The sequence below is a fragment of the Variovorax sp. 01T439_2 genome, from assembly GCF_056398445.1.
This window is the reverse complement of the sequence record NZ_JBFTPJ010001201.1, coordinates 1-1,433: the sequence shown is the minus strand read 5'-3', so window position 1 is coordinate 1,433 and position 1,433 is coordinate 1. Positions and strand designations below refer to the sequence as shown.

2 protein-coding genes are annotated in these 1,433 nt (G+C 64.0%); both read left to right on the top strand.

What is annotated here, in order from left to right; genetic code table 11:
• A partial coding sequence (locus tag AC1DOC_RS33500; RefSeq protein ID WP_478131548.1) for a PrkA family serine protein kinase occupies window positions 1–820 on the top strand: 820 nt, incomplete at its 5' end.
• 69 nt (window positions 821–889) lie between these two features.
• Window positions 890–1,433, top strand: a 544-nt coding sequence (locus AC1DOC_RS33495) for a DUF444 family protein (protein WP_478131547.1), incomplete at its 3' end; no start/stop codon positions are given.

Genomic DNA, 1,433 nt, shown 5'->3' with positions numbered 1-1,433 from the left:
GCTGAAGGATCCAGAGAACACGATCATCTACAGCAAGATGCAGGTCTACGACGGCGAGAACCTCAAGGACACCGACCCCAAGGCCAAGTCGATCCAGGAATACCGCGACTACGCCGGCGTCGACGAAGGCATGAGCGGCGTCTCGACCCGCTTCGCGTTCAAGATCATCTCGAAGGTGTTCAACTTCGACAGCTCCGAGGTGGCCGCCAACCCGGTGCACCTGATGTACGTGCTCGAGCAGCAGATCGAGCGCGAGCAGTTTCCGCCGGAAACCGAGCAGAAGTACATCAGCTACATCAAGGAGCTGCTGGCGCCGCGCTACGCGGAATTCATCGGCAAGGAAATCCAGACCGCCTACCTGGAGAGCTACAGCGAGTACGGCCAGAACATCTTCGACCGCTACGTCACCTATGCCGACTACTGGATCCAGGACCAGGAGTTCCGCGACGTGGACACCGGCGAAGTGTTCGACCGCGCCTCGCTCAACGCCGAGCTCGAGAAGATCGAACGGCCCGCGGGCATCGGCAATCCGAAGGACTTCCGCAACGAGATCGTCAACTTCGTGCTGCGCGCGCGCGCCGGCAACGCCGGCCGCAACCCGGCCTGGACCAGCTACGAGAAGCTGCGCGCGGTGATCGAGAAGAAGATGTTCTCCAACACCGAGGAACTCCTGCCGGTGATCAGCTTCAACACCAAGAGCAGCGCCGACGAGCAGAAGAAGCACGAGGACTTCGTGACCCGCATGGTCGAGAAAGGCTATACGGCCAAGCAGGTTCGCCTGCTCTGCGAGTGGTACCTGCGCGTGCGCAAGAGTTCATAGCGGCAGTTCACAGCGGCGGAGCCCCACAGCAGGCTTCGCCCCCTTTTTGCAAGGAGCTTTGACAACATCGTGGCCATCCTGCAGCAGATCATCGACCGCCGGCTTTCGGGCAAGAACAAGTCCATTGGCAACCGCGAGCGCTTCCTCAGGCGCTACCGAGGGCAGATCCAGGAGGCTGTGCGGCGCGCGGTCAGCGGGCGCAACATCCGCGAACTGGAGCAAGGCGAAGATGTCACCCTGCCGCGCCACGACGTGTCCGAACCCGTCTTCGGCCATGCCCGCGGCGGCGACCGCGAGTACGTGCACCCGGGCAATCAGGAATACCTGAAGGGCGACCGCATTGCGCGTCCGGAGGGGCAGGCCGGCGGCGGCTCGGGAAGCGGCGAGGCCGCAGACAGCGGCGAAGGCGAGGACGACTTCGTCTTCCGCCTCACGCGCGAGGAGTTCATGCGCGTGTTCTTCGATGACCTGGCGCTGCCGCACCTCATCCGCACCCAGATCGCCGAGGTGCCCGAATGGAAGAGCCACCGGGCCGGCTTCACGAGCGATGGCTCGCCCAACAACCTGCACGTGGTGCGCTCGATGCGCGGCGCCCTGGCGCGGCGCATCGCGC